The organism is Streptomyces sp. NPDC047043, assembly GCF_040644055.1.
Classification (GTDB): Bacteria; Actinomycetota; Actinomycetes; order Streptomycetales; family Streptomycetaceae; genus Streptomyces.
The window spans coordinates 1-18596 of record NZ_JBEYVO010000060.1; the positions used below are offsets into that span (position 1 = coordinate 1).

Here is an 18596-nt window from a genome sequence, read left to right on the forward strand (position 1 = left end):
GGGGCGCCACTGGTGGCGCCCCGCCCAAGGGCTCTTGTGACCGGGCCGGGCACGCCGCCGCTTCTGACGTACCCGGCCCGGCCTCCTGCCCCTCGCCCGGGCCGTGGGGGGAGTACGCCCGGGCGAGGGTGCCTGTCACTCGCCCGGGTGGGAGAGTTCGATGTCGTGGCCGTCCGCACCCGAGCCGAGGGTCAGGTGGTCGGCCCGCGGCGGGTAGCCGGTCGCCATGATCGTGTACTCGCCGCCGTCCAGGTCGGTGAAGCCGTACGCGCCGTCCTCGCCGGTGGTGGCGGTGGCCACCACGTTGCCGGCCGCGTCGACGAGGGTGACCCGGGCGTCGTTCAGCGGGCGGCCCGCGGCCGTGACCACGCCCTGCAACCGGGAGCCGGAGGCCAGCTCGATCTCGGTCCTGGTGACACCGTGCGTGACGACCTCGACGGGTAGCGCCAGGGGCCGGTACCCGGCCGCGGTCACGGCCAGGGTCACCTGGCCGGGCACCAGCGCGGTGAAGCCGAACGTGCCGTCCGCCGCCGAGACTCCGGTGTCGATCACCTCTCCGCGCACGTCGGCCGCGACCACCAGGGCACCGCCGACCGGCTCCTTGGTGTCGGCCGACCTGACGGTGCCGAGCAGACCGCTGGTACCGGAGAGCAGGATGTCGTACGAGAGGGGCGCGCCGCCGACCACGACCGTCGAGGCCTGCGGCCGATAGCCGTCGGCGGACGCGATGAGGACGTAGCTGCCGACACCCGGGGCGTCGAGCCGGTACGAGCCGTCCGGCCGGGACATCGCACGGCCCAACTGCCGTCCGCCCAGCGAGATCAGGGTGACGGCGGCCCGCGCGACGGGCACATCCTCGGCGCCCCGGACGCGCCCGACCACCGCTGTTCCGGCGGAGGACGGGATCGGGGCCCCTTCGCTCGCGGGCGCGGCCGGCCCGGCCGTGGAGCGGGTCTGCTCCGGAACGCCGGAGGCGGACGCGGCGGCGGAGGCGACCGGCTCGGGCGCCGTCCCGTCGGCGGTGCGGCGGCGAAGCCCGGCTCCCGAGAGGAGGCCACCGACCACGGCGAGGATTCCGGTGACGAGCACGGCCGTGTGGACGCCGTTCATGAAGGCGGTGTGGCTGCCCTCCGCCACGGCCGCCCTGAGCTGGGCGGGCATGGAGTCGGTCACCGGGGCGACGCCCATCGCGACCGCGTCCTTCGCCCCGTCGAGGCGGGCGGCGACCGGGCCGGGCACCCCGGCGTCGGTGAGCGAGCCGGTGAGGGTGGAGCCGACGCGGCTGCTGATGATCGAGACGAGGACCGAGGTGCCGAGCGCGCCGCCGATCTGCAGCGCGGTGCCCTGCAGTCCCCCCGCGACGCCGCCGTCCCGGACCGGGGCGTTGCCGACGATCGCGTCGGAGGACGCGGACATCACCATGCCGACACCGAGGCCGAGCGCGGCGAACGGAGGCCACATCGCGGCGTAGGAGGAGTCGGCGCTCCAGGCGAGCATCGTGAAGGCGGCGGCGGCCTGCAGCGCCATGCCCAGCGGCATGGTCAGACGCGGACCGAACCTCTCGGTGAGCTTCGCGCCGATCGGCGAGGCGACCATGGCGACCAGGCTCAGCGGCAGGGTGCGCACACCGGCCTGGACGGGGGTGAAGCCGCGCACGTTCTGCAGGTACAGCATCACGAAGAAGATCACGCCGAGCAGGACGAAGAAGTTCAGCGCGGTGACGAACGCACCGATGGTCAGGGCCGGGCTGCGGAACAGCCGCATGGGCAGCAGGGGATGCGTCACTCGGGTCTCGTACCAGCCGAAGAGGACCAGGACGACCAGGCCCGCGCCGATCGAGCCGAGCGTGCCGCCCGAGGTCCAGCCCCAGGTCTCGCCCTTGACGACGCCGAAGACGACGGCGAGCAGCCCGAGTGCGAGCAGCACGACGCCGGGCACGTCGAACTTCTCGTCCGCGGCCGCCTCGTTCTTCGACTGCGGCAGCACGAGCAGGCTGAAGACGAGGGCGATGACGCCGATGGGGGCGTTGATGTAGAAGACCGACTCCCAGTTGACGTGCTCGACGAGCAGTCCGCCGACGATCGGGCCGAGCGCGGTGGAGACGGACGAGATCATCGCCCAGATGCCCACCGCCATGCCGAACTTCTTCGGCGGGAACACCGCGCGCAGCAGGGCGAGGGTGTTGGGCATGAGCATCGCGCCGAAGAGTCCCTGCGCGGCGCGGAAGGCGATGACACCGCCGATCGAGCCGACGAGCCCGATGGCGACCGACGCGAGGGTGAACCCGACGACACCGACGAGGTAGAGGGTCCGGCGTCCGAGGCGGTCGCCGAGCTTGCCGCCGAGGATGAGGGTGGCGGCGAGCGCGAGCAGGTAGGAGTTGGTGACCCACTGCAGTTCGGCCGTGCTGGCGTGCAGGTGGCGGGCGATCTCGGGGTTGGCGATCGAGACGACGGAGCCGTCGAGGCCGACCATGAACAGGCCGAACGCGACGGCGATCAGGGTCAGCCACGGGTTGGCGCGGCGATGGTCGGATCGGGAGGCCCGGGACTGCCGGGCGGGTCCCGCTGATACGGCGGTGACAGGCATGGGTGAGATGTCCTCGGATGTGAGGCACGCGAAAAGCCCGCGTGGACATGTGGGGATACGAGGGGGGAGTGGATGCCGGACCGCGTGCCGGCCCGGCCATGTCTACGGCGAGGGCGCTGCGCGCGGGGGCGCGACCGGTCAGACGGAGCGGTCGCGGAGGCGCTGGGCGAGGCCCGCGAGGGCGCCGAGGGCCGAGCCGAGGGCTTCGAGTTCGCCGTCTGTGAGGGTGCGCAGAGTGGAGGCGAGCTGCCGGGTCGCCACGTCCTCGGCCTCGGCGATACGCCGACGGGCCTCGGCCGTGACACGCAGGTGCGCGACACGCTTGTCGGTGTCGTCCTGGCGGCGTTCGAGCATGCCCGCCTCGGTGAGGCGGGTCACCAGGGCGCTGACGTTGTTCGGCTGCATCTGGAGCGCGCAGGCCGCTTTGTGGACGGTGGCGCCGTCGTTCTCGGCGACGTACCGAAGGAGCGCCAGCTGTCGCTCGGGGGGCTTGGGGTAGGGCAGCCGTGCCGCGATGCCCCGTTCCACGGACCGGTTCAGCGCGGGCAGGCACGCCGCGAGGCCTGCGGCCACGTGGTCGATGCGCTGGCTCCGGCTCTGGCGAGCCTCGCTGACTCCGGACATGCCCACCAAGTTATCTATGAAATGAAACCTATGTCAACATACTAAATTCCGGAGGCCGGTGCGTGATCCTCGTCTCCACACCCGCAGGGCAAGATTTGTTGACATGGAAACGAACCTGTTCTAGCTTTGGTGCTGTGTCAACAAACAGTGTGTGCGTTCCGTCCGGGATGGGCCGTAGTCAGCCGGCCGCCACGGGGGCGACACGCTGTTCGACAGGTTCGTCGACGAGGGGCACGCCGCAGACCGGTGAGAGGGCCGGGGCCCGTCTCCCCGGGTTCACGCTCCCTCCCTTCAACGGCTCACCTTCACACCGTGTCCACGGGGCGGACCAGGAGCGTTTCGTTCATCCGCGAGAACCGCGGCGGTCACATCGACGTGATCCGATCGGGCTCTGATGGGTTTCCGGGTCGGTGTCCTCACCTGCCTGAGCCGTGCATCACACCGTGACCGCGGGGGAGCCTTGTCCGCCCGCGCGTGCTGTGGGACGCGGCCTGTCTCCGCGTCGGTGTCCGAGTGATCGAGGGTCGGCGCGGGACGACGAGCGGGGGGCACACGACCGCCGTGCCGGGGTGGCGGAAGAACTGGATCATTCGCGGGCTGCGACAGTACGTGCCGTCGTCCGCACATCTCGGAAGGCGTCACATGAACACGGTGGAAAAGGTGTCGGGCCACGGCGAGACCGTGGGCGGTCCACCGGGGGCCGAGGTGGCGGCACCGGTGGCAGACCGCCGAGGGTGGGTCCTGGCGGTGCTGGGGGCGGCACAGCTGATGGTCGTGCTCGACAACACGATCGTGAACGTCGCGCTGCCCTCGGCGCAGGCGGACCTCGGCTTCGGTACCGGTGGCCGGCAGTGGGTCGTCACCGCTTACGCGCTGGCCTTCGGGAGCCTGCTCCTGCTCGGCGGACGCCTGACCGACCTGATGGGGCGCAAGCGGGCGTTCATCATCGGCCTGATCGGCTTCGCCGCCGCCTCGGCCGCCGGTGGAGCGGCCATCGGGTTCGGCATGCTGGTCGTGGCCCGAGCCGCACAGGGGGCGGCGGGTGCCCTGCTCGCGCCGGCCGTCCTCTCGTTGATCACCACGACGTTCCCCAGCGGCAGGTCACGCACGCGGGCGTTCGCCATCATCGGCACGATCGTCAGCGCCGGAGGGGGCATAGGCCTCGTCCTGGGAGGCGTCCTCACCGAGTACATCAACTGGCGATGGACGATGTACGTCAATGTGGTGTTCGCGGCCGGGGCGGCCCTCGGCGCGTGGCTGCTCCTGCCGAGGCAGCGCATCGACGAGCGGCCCCGGATGGACCTGATCGGCACCGTCCTGGCGTGCGCGGGCCTGCTGGGTGTGGTCTTCGGTTTCGCCCAGGCCGAGGCCCGGGGCTGGTCCTCTCCGGTCACGCTGGGTGCGTTGATCGGCGGCGTGGTCGTCCTGGGCGGCTTCGTGCTGCGGCAGCATCTCGCGCCCGCGCCGTTGCTGCCGCTGCGGGTACTGCGCGACCGTGAACGCGTCGCCGCCTACGTCAACCGCTTCGCCTCCTCCACGGGCAATTTCGGCATCATCTTCTTCACCACCTTCTTCCTCCAGGAGAACCTCCATCTCTCCCCGGTGCTGGCGGGCCTGGGCACCCTGCCGGTGATTACCGGACTCATCGTCTCGTCGAACCTTCTCGGCAACGCCTCCTGGCTGGTCCGCATCAGGCCGAAGGTGATCATCATCGGCAGCCTGGTTCTCACGGCGGCCAGTCTGGTGTGGCTCAGCAGGCTGGAAGCCTCGTCGTCGTACTGGACCGCGGTGCTGGGGCCACTGTTCCTGTTCGGCATAGGCCAGGGGGTCAACACCACCCTCGCCATGAGCAACGCCTTGGCCGGACTCGACCCCGAGGACGTCGGAGTGGGATCCGCCATGTTCTCCGTGATGCAGCAGATGGGCGGATCCGTCGGGACGGCCCTGCTGTCCACCGTCGCCAGCACCGCCACCGCCGCGTACCTCGGTTCGCATGTCGGCGGCTCGCGCGACGTGGCCGCCGTACACGGTTACAACGCCGCGTTCCTGACCATGGCCGCCGTCTTCGCGGTCGCCGCGCTGCTGTGCGGGATCCTGATGCGGTCGAGGAAGGCTCGCTGACCGGCTCCAAGCGCAACGGCATCGGCCCTGGAGGGTGCTCCGGGTACTCCGGCCGGTGCCGGTGGGGTTCCGGGGTGACGCCCATGGGTCCGTGCCGCTCTCGCGGGCCGGCCGACGGTCGTGAAAGAGGCCCGCGGCCTCAGTCGGCGGGAACGTCGTCGTGTTCCGTGGCCAGGTGCTTGGTCACCAGCTCGGTGATGTCGCCCAACATGTCGAGTTGTTCGACGGTGAGCAGGTCCGCGAAGCAGTGGCGGACGGCTTCGAGCTGGATACGGGAGGCGACCCGGACGGCGGCGAGTCCCGCCTCGGTGAGGACGACGTCGAAGCCGCGGGCGTCGTCGCAGGAGGCTCGCGCGATGGTGCCGCGGCCCTCCATGCGGGTGATCTGCCGAGAGAGACGGCTCCGGTCCCATTGCAGGATCCGGCAGAGGTCCCGGGACCGGATCCGCCGCCCCGGCGCTTCCGACACATGGAGCAGGACCGAGTAGTCGGCCTCGCTCAGGCCGCACTTGCGGGTGAGCCGTCTCGCCAGGAGCGCCGTCATGGTGATGCGCATGTCCTGGAAGCCGCGCCAGGCCCGCTCCTCCCGCTCGTCCAGCCACCTCGGTTCCATGATGCCCACCCTAACATTTGTTGACATGGAAACTAAGTGTGCTCTAGTTTTGGTTCTATGGAAACAACCGGGGCGACCGTGCTCCCGAGGCAGGACCGCGCCAAACCCGCGCCTGGGATCGACGCAGTGTCCAACCGGGTGGTCGAGGGCGGTTACGCCGCTGACGGGCAGCCGTCCGCCGCGCTGTTCTTCTGGTCCCACACGCGCTTCCTGAGTGACTTCACCTTCGGGCTGCACCCCCACGAGGGATTCGAGATCATCTCGTTCATCCTGGAGGGGCGTACCCGCCACTTCGACACCGGGACGAACCGCTGGCTGGACCTTCGGGGCGGAGACGCCCAGATCATCCGGTCGGGCTCCGGTCTGTGGCACCGCGAAGGCGCCGCCGAGGGCGCGCGGGTGTTCCAGATGTGGTTCGACCCGGGATTCGACACCGCGCTGCGAACCGAGCCGTCCTACACCGACCACCCTGCCGGGCAGTTCACGGCGCGACCGAGCGGCGACGCCCTCGTCACGGACCAGGTCGGCGGTGACGGGCCGATACGGGCGCGCACCGAAGGGCTCTCCATTCGTCGTGTCGCCGTGGTACGGGGGGCCCGGGCGGAGCTGGCCGTCGGCGCGGACCGCTTCGCCCTGGTGTACGTCCTCGGCGGCGAGGTCACGGTCAACGGAACCCGTGCCACGACCGACGACACCGTCTCCCTCGGCGGCGCGTCCGCGATGACGGTGGAAGCGGCGGATTCCGCCGACGTCTTCCTCGTCTCGCTCCCCAGTCAGCCGGCCTACCAGCCGGTCCGCGGGCGCTGACGGCCCGCTTCAACACCTCTTACCCCATCTGGAGAAAAGCCATGGCCACCTTGCTGCACATCGATTCCTCGGCCTACCCCGGGCAGGCGTCCACGTCCCGCGTGGTGACGGAGGCCTTCCGTGCCACATGGGAGGAGCAGCACCCCACCGGCACGGTGATCTACCGCGACCTCGCCGCGGACCCGGTACCGCACATCACGGCCGACGCCTATCTGGCCGGCATGGCCGCCCCGGCGGAGCGCGCACCCGAGCAGGTCGCCGCCTTCGCCTTGCGGGAGCAGCTCATCGAGGAGCTCGAGAGCGCGGACGCGGTCGTGATCGGCGCGCCCATGTACAACTTCTCGATCCCGTCCAGCCTCAAGGCGTGGCTGGACCACGTGATCCTCCTGGGCCGCACGGCCCGGGGCGAGACCTCGAAGGTCAAGGGCACGCCCGTCACCGTGGTCACCAGCCGCGGCGGCTCGTACGCACCCGGCACGCCCCGGGCACCCTACGAGTACGTCCTCAACTACCTGGAGGCCGTCCTGACGACGACGCTGGAGGTGGAGCCCCACTTCATCGTGGCCGATCTGACACTGGCCAAGGTCATGCCCGGCATGGAGGAGCTCATCCCGCTCGGTGAGAAGTCCCGGGCGGACGCCCTTGAGCAGGCGGCCGCCAAGGCCAAGGAACTCGTGGGGCGTCTCGCGGCGTAGCGAGGCATCCGAACGGAAACGGCGTCGCCTTCCCTCCTCCCCGGTAGGGCGTCGCGCCCCGAAGCGGCCGAGTGTCCACTCGGCCGCTTCGGGGCGTTCGGAGTCGGCCTGGCTCCCATGCGTGCCGGCGAAGGCCGTGGTGAAAGTCCGGGTGGTCTCGCGGCCTCTGGGAAGGTTGCCGCGCCACTCAAGCCGGTAGCCGGATGCGGGGGCTGGAAGCCGGACGCTGGGAGGCCGGGGCCGGGGGCCGCGAACCGGAAGCCGCCGGTTGGGGCTGGGGTCCTGGCCACGTTCAGAAGACCTTGGTCCGGGCCCCGCCCCGGAGCGGCGCGGCATCGCGGCTCGGTCGCAAACAGTCCGGCGCGTGCCGGTCGGAGGTTGTGATGCGCGTGTCCGCCCAGTGTGGCGCGCCGCCTGCGCTCACTCCCCGGGGGCCACCCGCCGGTGCCGGGCCACGATGCTGCTCGGTGTGACCCCGTACGCTTGCTTGAAGACACGGCTGAAGTGCGCCATGTCGTTGAAGCCCCAACGGAAGGCCACGTCGGTGACCGTCGTGCCGCCGCCGGCCCGGGCGAGATCCCGGTAGCAGACCCTCAGGCGCCGCTCGCGGATCCAGCGTCCCACCGTGCTGCCCGTGTCGCCGAACGCCAGATGCAGGGTGCGCACCGAGACGTCGAACGCCTCGGCCACGGAGGAGGCGCACAGGCCGGGGTCGTCGAGGTGGTCCTCGATGTACCGGCGGGCCCGCAGCAGCAGCGCCTCCCGCGCGGTGGGGGAGGGGGCACGGGGAGCCGTGAGCGTGAGCGCCGTGTCGAGGGTGTCGAAGAAGCTCTGCGCGGCGATCGCCAGCCCGGCGTCGCCGAGATGGTCCAACTCGCGGTTGATGGCGCGCAGTTGGTCGGCGGCGATCGCGGTGAGGCCGGACCCGGCGGCGACGGAGACGGCCCCCTGGCCACGGACCGCCGCGTCGGCCAGGCCCTGGGGGACGCGTTCGCGGGGCAGCAGCAGGGACAGCTCGTGGTGGGGATCGACCGCGTCGAAGCCGTGCGCGATCTCGCTGTCCCACAGAAGCATTTCGTCCGGCCCCACCAGCAGTTCTCGGTCGCCGTGGCGGCACACCAGCCGCCCGCTGACATTGAGCAGCACCCCGATCCGGGGGTCCGCGCCGGAGCCGGCCCGCTGCCGTCCGCCGTACCCGCCTCCCCGGAACTCCGACACGGTGAGGTCCGCGAGTCTGCGGTAGCGGACCGCGGCGTCGAAGTGCTCCTGCCGGGGGAAGGAGAGCGTCCAGGCCACATGCAGCTCGGACATCTTCTGGCTCCAGGCGTCCCGCACCGCGGTCGCCGGCAGCCCCTGGCTCGACCATGTGTCCGCGACGGTCATCCGGGACCACCTCCTCGCCGCCCAGTGAAACCGCAGGAGCCGGTTTCGGTCAACGCCCGTGCCGACGGCCCCCGGAAGTGATCTCCAAGAGGGTCCGTGGATGCGCAAATGGCCAAACGCGGCTGCGCTCCGGGACAAGCGGAGCCGCCGCCCGTGACGCACGGTTCTTCTCACCGTCACAGAAGCCGGGGCCCGACGTCGGGAACGACGTCCGGAGGTCTCCCGGCGCACCACGGAAGGGAGCAGCCGTGAGCGATCGTCGTCCGGTCGTGATCTACGGGGCCAGCGGATCCACGGGTCGCCTGGTCGCCGAGTACCTCCGCGAGTACGACATCCCGTTCGTCGCCGCGGGCCGCAACAAGGCGCGTCTTCAGGAGGTGATGGAGAAGGTCCCGGGCATCGAGACCGCCGACTACGAGATCGCGGAGACGGACGGCTCGGTCGAGTCCCTCACCCGGCTCTTCGAGGGCCGTCAGGTCGTCTGCAACACCGTCGGCCCGTTCCTGCGCTACGCCCCGCCGGTGGTCGAGGCGGCCCTGGCCGCCGGGATCCACTACCTCGACACGGCCGGCGAGCAGACGCACATGCTGCGCTTCCTCGACGAGTGGGGTCCGCGGTTCGCGGCGAACGGCAGGGCCGCCTCCAGCGCCATGTCCGTCCAGTACGCCATCCATGACATCGCCGCCCGTATCTGCCTGGAGACCCCCGGCGTCGACAGCCTGGAACTGGGCTCGTACGCCAACGCCATCCCCACCGTCGGCTCCACCCAGTCGATCTTCGACGTGATCCGTGCCGAGGCGCACTACCTGGAGGACGGACGGCTGAAGAAGTACGACGGCGTCGTCGTGCAGGACGTCGTCGTACCCGGCTCCGGTCTCGTCCTCACCGGCACCAACTGGGGCGGCACCGCGCTCCCGGTCTTCTTCCGGGACGACCGCCGGGTGCGGGACTGCCGGATGTTCGTGGCGATGCGCAACCAGGACATCTGGCGGCGGGTGGTCGACCTGGAACGCCTGTTCAAGGTCTCCCTGCAGTGGCTGCCCGAGGAGGCCCTCTACCCCGTACTCGACAAGATGGCGTCCGGCATGACCGCGGACAGCCCGCCGCGTGAGAACCGGCAGCACCAGCGGTCCCTCGACTGGTGCGTCGGCCGCGGCAACACGGTCACCACACGCGTGGTCATCCAGTGCACCACCGGCTACCAGATGACCGGCCTGATCCAGGCGTACGCGGCCATGCGGCTGCTCGGCACCACCTACCACGGCACCGGCTTCCGCTCGCCCGCCGAGCTGCTCGGCCACCGCGAGCTGATGGGCGCCATCGAGTCCTACGGCTTCGCCCGTGTCACCGAGGAGTCCCGCTCGTGAGCCGCGGCGAGCGGGTCTGGATCGTCGGGGTCGGCATGACGGCGTTCGGGGTGCGCCGCGACGCCTCGGTCAAGGACCTCACCCGGGACGCCGTCACCGAGGCGCTCAAGGACGCGGGCGCCGGACTCGGCGACGTACAGGCCGCGTACTACGGCAACACCTGCCAGGACGTGCTGGAGGGCCAGGTCGTGGTCGGCGGCCAGATCGCGCTGCGGAGCATGGGTTTCGAACGGATTCCCGTCGTCAACGTGGAGAACGCCTGCGCCACCGGTGCCACGGCGCTGCACCAGGCCGCCCTGCATGTGCGGTCCGGCGCCGCCGACGTGGTGCTCGCGGTCGGCGTGGAGAAGACCAACACCGACGACAAGAAGAAGATGCTCGGCCTGTTCGACGGGGGTGTGGACGTCCACGACCCGGACGGCGTCGACGCGGTCCTGCGCGAGCTGGGCGGCGAGGTACCGGAGCGGACAACACCGCGCAGCCGTTTCATGGACGTCTACGCGGCCCTCGCCCGCGCCCACATGCGTGAGTTCGGCACCACGAAGGAACAACTGGCGCTGATCTCCGCGAAGAACCACGCGCACGCCGTGGACAACCCCCTCGCGCACTTCCGCAAGGCCATGACGGCCGAGGAGATCCTCGCGGCCCGCACGGTCAACGAGCCGCTCACCGTCCCCATGTGCGCCCCGCTCACCGACGGCGCCGCCGCGGCGGTCGTCGTCAACGAGGCCGGCCTGCGCCGTCTCGCGGCCACCCGCCCCGTACGGCTGCTGGCCTCCGTCATCGCCACCGGCAGCGTACGCCCGGTCACCGACTGGGAGAGCTCGGTGAGCCGCCTCGCGGCCCGGCAGGCGTACGAGGAGGCCGGGATCGGCCCCGAGGACGTCTCCGTCGCCGAGGTGCACGACGCCGCCGCCTTCGGCGAACTGCTGCAGACCGAGCTGATGGGCTTCTGCCCGATCGGGCGCGGCGGAGACTTCGCCGCCTCCGGCGCCACCACCCTCGGCGGCGGGCTCCCGGTCAACCCCTCCGGCGGCCTGGAGTCCAAGGGCCACCCCATGGGTGCCTCCGGTCTGGCCCAGATACACGAACTCGTCCGGCAGTTGAGGGGCGAGTGCGCCTCCCGCCAGGTGCCCCACGCCCGGGTCGCCCTCGCCGAGAACGGCGGCGGCATGTACGCGGGCGAGGAAGCCGTCGCCGCCATCACCCTGCTCGGCGCCTGAACAACCCCCTTGGAGCCCTCATGAGTTACCAGACCCTTTCCCTCCGCCGCGACGGCCGGATCCTCTACGTCGACATCGACAACGGCCCGCTGAACCTGATGACGATCCAGATGGTCGGTGAACTCTTCGACCTCGCCGGGAAGCTGGTCTTCGACCAGGAGACCGGCGTCGTCGTCCTCGGCAGCGCCAACCCCGAGTTCTTCATCGCCCACTTCGACCTCGACGACCTGTTCCGCTCGATGAACGACCCGGACGTGCCGCAGAGCAAGTACCCGGACATCAACGTCGTCCAGGCGCTCTCCACCATGTGGGAGGCGCTGCCCCAGGTGACGATCGGTCTCGTCGACGGCATCGTGCGCGGCGGCGGACTGGAGTTCCTGCTCGCCACCCACATGCGGTTCGCCACCCCGCGGAGCAGGTTCTGCCTCCCCGAGACCAGCGGCGGCTTCCTCCCGACCGGCGGCGGCACCACCCGCCTCGCCCTCCACATCGGCCCGGCCCGCGCCCGCGAAGTCCTGCTCTCCGCCCGGGACTTCAGCGGCGAGGAGGCCGCCGCGTACGGCATGGTCAACCGCGCCCTGCCCGCCGACGGCATCCGCGCCTACGTCGACGACCTCGCCCGGCGGGCCGCCGCCCGGTCCGCGGGTTCCGTGGCCGCCGTCAACCAGGTCCTCACCAAGGTCCTCGGCGGCGCCGTGGACGCCCAGTTCGCCGGCTTCGCCGTCGAGAACGAGGCCATGCGCGCCCTGCTCGGCATCCCCGCGGTCCAGGAGCACCTGAGGAAGCTGGCGGAACTCCAGGACGTCGAGCACGAGCGGGACCTGCCGGCGACGATCGCGGGGGCGGCCCGATGACCGTGCGCGGATGCGTGGCCGGTGTCCGGTCCAGGGCTGCCTCGCGCCGAACGCGGCTGTGTCCGGCCGAAGTCGACGGGCGAGCGCGTGCGCCGCAGGGGACGCTCGCGGAGGGCCGCCCGATGACCGGGGGCGGCGACCGGTCCGAGCGGCGCCCCGGGTCGCCGTACGCCGAACTCCCCGGTTCCGCACCGGTGTTGTTGGGCGAGGAGCATGCCCTGCCGACGGTGATCGCAGGGGGTGTCCGATGACCGCGCGCAGCGGCGGGCCCGACGTCCGCCCCGGGCTGCCGTACACCGAACTCAGCGGCTTCGAGCCGGAGTTGACCGACGAGGAGCGCGCGCTGCAGCAGGCGGTGCACGCCTTCGCCGCGGAGGTCCTGCGTCCGGCCGGGCGCGCCCTGGACCGGATGACGGCCGAGGAGGTCATTGCCCCCGACTCGCCGTTCTGGGAGGTACACCTCGTCGCCGCCAAGTCCGGCCTGAGCGACGGACCGGAGGCCGGGGACGACGCCCCGCCGGCGCTGCTGGCCCGTATGGCGGCCGTCGCCGTCGAGGAACTCGGCTGGGGCGACGCGGGGTTGGCGGTATCGCTCGGCGTCGGCGGTTTCCCGGCGCTGATGGCCCGGCGGGCCGGAACCCCCGAACTCGCCGACCTGTGCGCGGGCCGCCTCGGCTGCTGGATCGGCACCCAGCCCGACCGGGGCTCGGACGGACTGAGCCTGTACCCCGAGGAGCGGCACCCGAGCGCCCCCCACGGCAACAAGGGCAACCTGACCGCCCGGGTCCGGGGCGGTGACATCGTCGTCAACGGCCAGAGCTCGGCCTGGGTGTCCAACGGTCCGGTGGCCCAGGTCGGCCTCGCCTCCATCGCGGCCGACTACGGCGAGGGCTTCTACGACGAGGACGGTCACCCGAGGGGCATCGAGGTGATCGTCCCTCTGGACCTGCCGGGTGTCAGTCGCGGAAAGCCACTGGAGAAGCTCGGCAAACGCGCCCTGCCCCAGGGCGAGATCTTCTTCGACGACGTCAAGGTGCCGTTGCGCCACGCCCTGTCCGCCGAGGACGCCTACTGGCACGGCCACGCGGCGACCTGGTCCTCGGCCGGTGTCGCCATGGGGCAGCTGATGACAGGGCTGGCCCGGGCCGCCTTCGAGACGGCGCTCGCCTACACCCACGAGCGCCGTCAGGGCGGTGCGCTGCTGGCCGAGCACCAGCTGGTCCAGTACCGGCTGGGCCGTATGGGCAGCCAGGTGGAGGCCATGCGGGCGGTGTCCCGCCGTGCGACCGAGTACACGGCCCTCTCGTCGGCCAGGCACCCGTACTACACCGCCCAGTCCAAGGCCTTCTGCACCGACCTGGCGTTCGAGGTCGCCGACGAGGCGCTGCAGCTCATGGGCGGCAACGGCCTCACCCGGGAGTATCCCGCCGAGAAGCTGTTCCGCGACGCGCGCGCCGCACGCGTCGAGGACGGCGAGAACCATCTGCTGACCATGAAGTTCGGCCATCTTGCGAGCCTCCTGCACCAGGACGGCCGGCTCGGTGCAGCCCGACAGCGAGGAGACGGCCGTGGCGATCACTGACTTCTTCGACCGCGGCTGGCGGTCCGCCCCCGAGGCCGTCGCCTTCGTCGCGGACGACCGGACCTTCACCTACCGCGAGATCGGCGAGCTGTCCTGCCGTATCGCCAACGCCCTTGCGAACTCCGGCGTTCCACGCGAGACGAAGGGCGCGGTACTCGCCGCGAACGACCCCGTCGCCTGGGCCTGCGTGCTCGGGATGTGGCGGGCGGGACTGGCCTGGGTGCCGGTCAACCCGGCCAACCCGCCCGAGGAGATACGGCGCCTGCTGTCGGGCTTCGACTGCGAAGTGCTGTTCTGTCACGAGCAGTTCGTGCCGCTCGTCGAGAAACTCCGCCCCGACCTGGCCGGACTGCGCACGGTGGTGTCCCTCGGCGAGTCCACGGACTCGGGGGCCGTCACGACGCTGGAGGCTTTCATCGCGGACGCGCCCGCCGGACTCCCCGGCCACACACCCGACCCCGACGCGGTCGCGGGCATCATGCCGACCGGCGGCACCACCGGCGCCCCGAAAGGCGTCATGAACACCCACCGGGGCCTCGGCGTCAGCGTCGTCCACCAGATGCTGGCCGCCTCCTACCCGGCGGACGAACCCGTGGTGAACCTCGCCGCCGCCCCGATGACCCACACCGCCGGCCTGCTCACCCTGCCCTGCGCGGCGCGCGGCGGCACGGTCGTCGTGATGTCCCGCCCCGACCCGCTGAAGCTCCTGGACCTCATCGAACGGCACCGCGTGACCGAGCTGTTTCTGCCGCCCACCGTGATCTACCGCCTGCTGGAGATCCCCGGCATCGAACAGCGGGACCTCTCCTCGCTGAAGTACCTGATGTACGGCTCCGCGCCCATGTCGACGGAGAAGCTGCGCCGCGCGATCGAGGTCTTCGGCCCCGTGCTGTTCCAGGGATACGGCCAGACGGAGGCGCCCTCCGGAATCGCCTTCCTGCGCCCCGAGGAGCACTTCACCGACGGCCGGATCGCCGACGACGCACGGCTGTCGGCGGCCGGTCGCCCGGCCCCGCTCGTCCGCGTGGAGATCCTCGACGGCGACGGACGGATCCTGCCCACGGGCGAACCGGGCGAGATCTGTGTGCGGGGCGACCTCGTCATGAAGGGCTACTACAAGGACCCGGTCAGGACCGCCGAGACCATCGTCGACGGCTGGCTGCACACCGGCGACATCGGCCACCTCGACCACGAGGGCTTCCTGCACATCACCGACCGCAAGAAGGACATGATCATCTCGGGTGGCTTCAACGTCTACCCGAGCGAGGTCGAGCAGATCATCTGGCGGCACCCGGCCGTCCAGGACTGCGCCGTCGTCGGGGCACCGCACCCGGACTGGGGCGAGGCCGTCACCGCCGTGGTCGAACTCAACGAGGGCGAGGAGCTGACCGAGGCGGACCTCATCGCGTACTGCCGCCCCCGGCTCGGCGGCATCAGGACGCCCAAACGGGTCGAGTTCGTCACCGAACTCCCGCGCAGCCCCAACGGCAAGGTCCTCAAGAAGGACGTCCGCGCACCGTTCTGGCGCGACCACGAGCGAAGGATCTGAGACCCCGTGAAACGCACCGTCTTCGACAAGGACCATGAGAGCTTCCGCGAGGTGGTCCGGACGTTCGCCGAACGCACCCTGGCACCCCGCCACGAGGAGATGCTGGAGCGGAAGTCCATCGCCCGGGACATCTGGCGGGAGGCCGGCGAACTCGGCATCCTCGGCCTCTCCGTGCCCGAGGAGTACGGCGGCTCCGGTGCCGGCGACTTCCGCTTCAACGCCGTCGCCGACGAGGAACTCGCCGGCTTCAGCTTCGGCGTCGGCGCCAACTTCGCCCTGCACACCGACACCTGCCCGCCCTATCTCGTCGAACTCGGCACCGAGGAACAGAAGCACCGCTGGCTGCCCGGCGTCGCCTCCGGCGACCTCATCACCGCCATCGGCATGACCGAACCCTCCGGCGGCTCCGACCTCGCCGCGCTGCGCACCACCGCGGTCCGCGACGGCGACCATTGGGTGATCAACGGCTCCAAGACGTTCATCACCAACGGCCACCAGGCCGACCTGGTCGTCCTCGCTGCCCGCACCGGCCCCGGCGAGCGCGCCAAGGGCATCACGCTCTTCGTGGTGGAGGCGGGCACCCCCGGCTTCGAACGTGGGCGCAAGCTCGACAAGGTGGGCCAGGAGGAGGCGGACACCGCCGAACTGTTCTTCACCGACGTCCGTGTACCCGACGCGAACCGCCTCGGCGAGGTGGGCCAGGGCTTCGCCTCGATGATGCGGCTCCTGCCGCAGGAACGGCTGTCCACGTCCGTCACCTCCATCGGCCATGTCTCCCGCATCCTGCGCGAGACCATCGAGTACACCCGTGAGCGCAAGGCGTTCGGGCAGGCCATCGGATCCTTCCAGCACAACAAGTTCAGGATCGCCGAGCTGGTCACCCGGGTGGAGGCGGCCCAGGCCTACCTCGACAGCTGCCTGCTCGCCCACACGCGGGGTGAGTTGAGCGCCGTGGACGCCGCCAAGGTCAAGTGGTGGTCCGCCGAGGTCCAGAACGCCGTACTCGACGAGTGCGTCCAACTGCACGGCGGCTACGGCTACATGAACGAGTACCGCGTCGCCCGCGCCTGGCGGGACGCCCGCGTGACCAAGATCTGGGCCGGGTCCAACGAGATCATGAAGGAAGTCATCGGCCGTGACCTGGGCCTCTAACACATCCCCGAACGTCCGACCGATGGAGGGCTCCCGCATGTCCGCAAGCACCGTCAACCGCCAGTGGCTGCTGGCCCGCCGCCCTGTCGGCGCCGTCACCACCGACGACTTCCGCTACCACGAGGGCGACGTACCGACACCCGGCGAGGGCGACGTCCTCGTCCGCAGCCTGTACTTCGGCTACGACGCCAGCCAGCGCATCTGGCTCACCGACGACGGCGGCTACATGGAGCCGATCCAGGTCGGCGAACCGATGCGCACCATGGGCATCGGCCAGGTCGTCGACTCCCGCGACCCCGCCTACCGGCCGGGCGACCTGGTGGAGGGCTTCATGAGCTGGCAGGACTACGCCCTCGTCCGCGGTGACGGCCCGATGCCGCTGCGCGCGCTGCCCCGCGCCGACCACCCGCTGTCCTGGAACCTCGGGGTGTTCGGTGTCGGCGGTCTGACGGCGTACTTCGGCGTCGCCGACGGCCTCGGCGTGAAACCCGGCGACACGGTGGTGGTCTCCGCCGCCACGGGAGCCACCGGTTCCCTCGCCGGACAGATCGCCAAGGCGCTGGGCGCCAAGAAGGTGATCGGCATCGCGGGCGGCCCGGAGAAGTGCCGGTGGATCGTCGAACAGGCCGGCTACGACGACGCGATCGACTACAAGAACGACAAACTCGACGAACGCCTGCGGGAGTTGTGCCCGGACGGCGTCGACGCCTACTTCGACAACGTCGGCGGAGACATGCTCGACACCCTGCTGCTGCACATGGCACCCCGGGGACGCGTGCTGATCTGCGGGGCCATGTCCTCCGGCTACACCGACGTCAAGCTGCAGGGCCCCACCAACTACATGCGCATCTGCACCCACCAGCTCACGGTGCGAGGGATCCTGCTCTTCTTCTACGCCGACCGTCTCGCCGAGGGCGCCGCCCAACTCGGCGCGTGGGTGCGGGAGGGCCGCCTGCACGTGGCGGAGGAGATCGTGGAGGGCTTCGAGCACGCGCCCGCCCTGCTGCCGACGATGTTCAGCGGCAAACAGCCCGGCAAGCTGCTGCTGAAGGTGGCGGACCCCGAGTGAGCGCCACCGGTCGGAACGCCCCTCCGGTGGCCGTGGTCACCGGCGCGGCGAGCGGCATCGGACTCGAACTCGTCCGCCGGCTGAGCCGTACGCACCGGGTCGCGCTGCTCGACGTCGACGGACCGGCGGCCGGACGGGCGGCGGCGGAGATCGGCGGCGGCGCGCTGGCGGTCGCCTGCGACATCACCGACGCCGACTCCGTCGCGGCGGCCGTGCGGGCGGTCGTCGAGCGCTTCGGCGGCATCGACGTCGCCGTCTCCAACGCCGGCATCGGTTCCGCTGGCGCCGCCCGCCATCTGGACCCGGACGCCCTGGCGAGACAACTCGCCGTCAACGTCACCGGCAACTGGCGCTTCCTGCACGCGTGCCTGCCGCATTTGGAGGCGAGCCGGGGCTACCTGCTGGGGGTCGCCTCGGCGGCGGCCCTGATGGCTCCGCCCGGCGAGTCCTTCTACGGCGCGAGCAAGGCGGGCCTCGAAGCACTCCTCGACACGCTGCGCACCGAGATCGCGCACCTGGGCGTCGACGTCGGCGTGGCCTACCTGATGTTCGTCGACACGCCGATGGTGCGTCAGGGCGACCGGGACCACCCCGACCTGGAGCTGATGCGCCGTCGGCTTCCGGGAGCCGCCGGGCGCACCATCCCCGTCGAGACGGCCGCCGGCATCCTGGCGCGGGGTGTCGACCGCCGGGCGGCGCGGATCTTCGTCCCGGGGTCGCTGCGGACCCAGTACGTCCTGCGCGGTGTGATCCGCTCGCTGATGGACCGGCCGTTGCGCCGGATGGCCCCTGAACTGGACGCCCTCACGGCGGCCAAGGTGCGCGAACGCGGCCCGTACGACGCGGCGTTCGGGCGGCGCCCCCGGGCCGACGGGCAGCAGGCCCAGGACACCGGTGAGGCGCCCACGGTCCGGGCCCCGACGCGAGGCTCCTGACGTGACGGCGGCGGCGCCCGCCACCCCTCCCGC

General features: G+C 71.2%; 15 protein-coding genes and 1 pseudogene. 11 read left to right on the forward strand and 5 right to left on the reverse strand.

What is annotated here, in order from left to right; all coding sequences use genetic code 11:
• Nucleotides 1-135: 135 nt before the first annotated feature.
• From ABZ880_RS52050 to ABZ880_RS52060, 3 genes and pseudogenes are all read right to left on the reverse strand, one after another.
• Nucleotides 136-882, reverse strand: a complete 747-nt coding sequence (locus ABZ880_RS52050; RefSeq protein ID WP_361278539.1) for a carboxypeptidase regulatory-like domain-containing protein — start codon at nt 880-882, stop codon at nt 136-138.
• Nucleotides 883-1026: 144 nt separating this feature from the next.
• Nucleotides 1027-2589 (reverse strand): annotated as a pseudogene (locus tag ABZ880_RS52055) (MFS transporter); the annotation flags it as partial.
• Between the two features lie 138 nt (nt 2590-2727).
• Nucleotides 2728-3213 (reverse strand): MarR family transcriptional regulator, encoded by a 486-nt coding sequence (locus ABZ880_RS52060; protein ID WP_361278482.1) that lies wholly within the window; start codon nt 3211-3213, stop codon nt 2728-2730.
• 642 nt (nt 3214-3855) lie between these two features.
• Here ABZ880_RS52060 and ABZ880_RS52065 point away from each other — a divergent pair.
• The gene (locus ABZ880_RS52065; protein WP_361278484.1) at nt 3856-5334 is read left to right on the forward strand and encodes an MFS transporter; all 1479 of its coding nucleotides are present in this window, start codon (nt 3856-3858) and stop codon (nt 5332-5334) included.
• A 139-nt stretch (nt 5335-5473) separates the two neighbouring features.
• On the opposite strand, the gene ABZ880_RS52070 is transcribed toward ABZ880_RS52065, so the two are convergent.
• Nucleotides 5474-5947 (reverse strand): MarR family winged helix-turn-helix transcriptional regulator, encoded by a 474-nt coding sequence (locus tag ABZ880_RS52070; RefSeq protein ID WP_361278486.1) that lies wholly within the window; start codon nt 5945-5947, stop codon nt 5474-5476.
• A 57-nt stretch (nt 5948-6004) separates the two neighbouring features.
• On the opposite strand from ABZ880_RS52070, the gene ABZ880_RS52075 reads away from it, so the two are divergent.
• Nucleotides 6005-6754 (forward strand): pirin family protein, encoded by a 750-nt coding sequence (locus tag ABZ880_RS52075; RefSeq protein WP_361278489.1) that lies wholly within the window; start codon nt 6005-6007, stop codon nt 6752-6754.
• Between the two features lie 41 nt (nt 6755-6795).
• A complete protein-coding gene (locus ABZ880_RS52080; protein ID WP_361278491.1) occupies nt 6796-7449 on the forward strand; it encodes an NAD(P)H-dependent oxidoreductase in 654 nt (217 codons plus the stop codon).
• A gap of 420 nt (nt 7450-7869) precedes the next feature.
• Here ABZ880_RS52080 and ABZ880_RS52085 read toward each other — a convergent pair whose 3' ends face one another.
• Nucleotides 7870-8832, reverse strand: a complete 963-nt coding sequence (locus ABZ880_RS52085; RefSeq protein ID WP_361278493.1) for a helix-turn-helix domain-containing protein — start codon at nt 8830-8832, stop codon at nt 7870-7872.
• 248 nt (nt 8833-9080) lie between these two features.
• On the opposite strand from ABZ880_RS52085, the gene ABZ880_RS52090 reads away from it, so the two are divergent.
• The 8 genes from ABZ880_RS52090 to ABZ880_RS52125 all read left to right on the forward strand — a co-directional run bounded on the left by ABZ880_RS52090 (nt 9081) and on the right by ABZ880_RS52125 (nt 18563).
• Nucleotides 9081-10199 (forward strand): DUF5938 domain-containing protein, encoded by a 1119-nt coding sequence (locus ABZ880_RS52090; protein ID WP_361278495.1) that lies wholly within the window; start codon nt 9081-9083, stop codon nt 10197-10199.
• Nucleotides 10196-11422 carry a thiolase family protein gene (locus ABZ880_RS52095; protein ID WP_361278498.1) on the forward strand — a complete coding sequence of 409 codons (1227 nt, stop codon included), beginning with the start codon at nt 10196-10198 and terminating at the stop codon, nt 11420-11422. The genes ABZ880_RS52090 and ABZ880_RS52095 overlap by 4 nt, the downstream gene beginning before the upstream one ends.
• Before the next feature lie 20 nt (nt 11423-11442).
• A complete protein-coding gene (locus ABZ880_RS52100; protein ID WP_361278500.1) occupies nt 11443-12276 on the forward strand; it encodes an enoyl-CoA hydratase/isomerase family protein in 834 nt (277 codons plus the stop codon).
• 247 nt (nt 12277-12523) lie between these two features.
• Nucleotides 12524-13858 (forward strand): acyl-CoA dehydrogenase family protein, encoded by a 1335-nt coding sequence (locus ABZ880_RS52105; RefSeq protein ID WP_361278502.1) that lies wholly within the window; start codon nt 12524-12526, stop codon nt 13856-13858.
• Entirely contained in the window at nt 13845-15407 is a 1563-nt protein-coding gene (locus ABZ880_RS52110) for an AMP-binding protein (RefSeq protein ID WP_361278505.1), read from the forward strand. Before ABZ880_RS52105 ends, ABZ880_RS52110 begins: the two co-directional genes overlap by 14 nt.
• Before the next feature lie 6 nt (nt 15408-15413).
• The gene (locus ABZ880_RS52115; protein WP_361278508.1) at nt 15414-16559 is read left to right on the forward strand and encodes an acyl-CoA dehydrogenase family protein; all 1146 of its coding nucleotides are present in this window, start codon (nt 15414-15416) and stop codon (nt 16557-16559) included.
• A 37-nt stretch (nt 16560-16596) separates the two neighbouring features.
• On the forward strand, nt 16597-17628 hold the full coding sequence (locus ABZ880_RS52120; protein ID WP_361278510.1) for an NADP-dependent oxidoreductase: 1032 nt from the start codon (nt 16597-16599) through the stop codon (nt 17626-17628).
• A complete protein-coding gene (locus ABZ880_RS52125; RefSeq protein ID WP_361278512.1) occupies nt 17625-18563 on the forward strand; it encodes an SDR family NAD(P)-dependent oxidoreductase in 939 nt (312 codons plus the stop codon). The genes ABZ880_RS52120 and ABZ880_RS52125 overlap by 4 nt, the downstream gene beginning before the upstream one ends.
• Nucleotides 18564-18596 lie beyond the last annotated feature (33 nt).

Excerpts from the sequence above, each read along its gene's own strand:
- ABZ880_RS52080 (WP_361278491.1), top strand. The coding sequence starts at position 6,796 with ATGGCCACCTTGCTGCACATCGATTCCTCGGCCTACCCCGGGCAGGCG.
- ABZ880_RS52070 (WP_361278486.1), bottom strand. The coding sequence starts at position 5,947 with ATGGAACCGAGGTGGCTGGACGAGCGGGAGGAGCGGGCCTGGCGCGGC.
- ABZ880_RS52065 (WP_361278484.1), top strand. The coding sequence starts at position 3,856 with ATGAACACGGTGGAAAAGGTGTCGGGCCACGGCGAGACCGTGGGCGGT.
- ABZ880_RS52085 (WP_361278493.1), bottom strand. The coding sequence starts at position 8,832 with ATGACCGTCGCGGACACATGGTCGAGCCAGGGGCTGCCGGCGACCGCG.
- ABZ880_RS52060 (WP_361278482.1), bottom strand. The coding sequence starts at position 3,213 with ATGTCCGGAGTCAGCGAGGCTCGCCAGAGCCGGAGCCAGCGCATCGAC.
- ABZ880_RS52120 (WP_361278510.1), top strand. The coding sequence starts at position 16,597 with ATGTCCGCAAGCACCGTCAACCGCCAGTGGCTGCTGGCCCGCCGCCCT.
- ABZ880_RS52105 (WP_361278502.1), top strand. The coding sequence starts at position 12,524 with ATGACCGCGCGCAGCGGCGGGCCCGACGTCCGCCCCGGGCTGCCGTAC.
- ABZ880_RS52075 (WP_361278489.1), top strand. The coding sequence starts at position 6,005 with ATGGAAACAACCGGGGCGACCGTGCTCCCGAGGCAGGACCGCGCCAAA.
- ABZ880_RS52100 (WP_361278500.1), top strand. The coding sequence starts at position 11,443 with ATGAGTTACCAGACCCTTTCCCTCCGCCGCGACGGCCGGATCCTCTAC.